This window comes from Aquirufa nivalisilvae, assembly GCF_004307455.1.
GTDB classification, from domain to species: Bacteria; Bacteroidota; Bacteroidia; order Cytophagales; family Spirosomataceae; genus Aquirufa; species Aquirufa nivalisilvae.
In genome coordinates this window covers 1-465 of sequence record NZ_SEWX01000025.1, presented here as the reverse complement: position 1 = coordinate 465, position 465 = coordinate 1, and the positions used below count along the sequence as shown (strand labels likewise).

Annotated in this window: 1 protein-coding gene; it reads left to right on the top strand. The window is 47.7% G+C overall.

The window, feature by feature from the left end:
• On the top strand, positions 1 to 465 hold a 465-nt coding region (locus tag EWU22_RS13385), incomplete at both ends, for a hypothetical protein (RefSeq protein ID WP_161566875.1).

Below are 465 nucleotides of genomic sequence, written 5' to 3'. Positions count from 1 at the left end.
TTACTCCATCAACTGGAACGGCAGCGACAAGTGGATCAGTATCGATCAGTGCAGGAACGGCGACGAAATTAGTAGTAACCGGAACGGGCACTCAAACAGCAGGCAGTCCTCAAACGATTACCGTAACGGCGAAAGATGCTCAAGGAAATACGGCAACAGGGTATACAGGCTCACATAATATTACCTTCTCAGGGGCGAATAGTTCAAGTAGCCCAGTGACAGTACCAACGGTTGGCGGTACAGATTTTGGTACAGCAACTAGTTTAAGCTTCACGAATGGAGTGGCGACAGCATCGATGATATTGTACAAGTCAGAGCTAGCGACCATAGCAGCTACGGATGGAACGATTGTTGCAGCTGGATCAGATCGTTTATCAGTAACCGCCTCAGAATCGAGCTTCAGTAAATTGGTGGTAAGCTTAACGAGTCCACAGATCAATGGCACAGCCTTTACAGGCACGAATA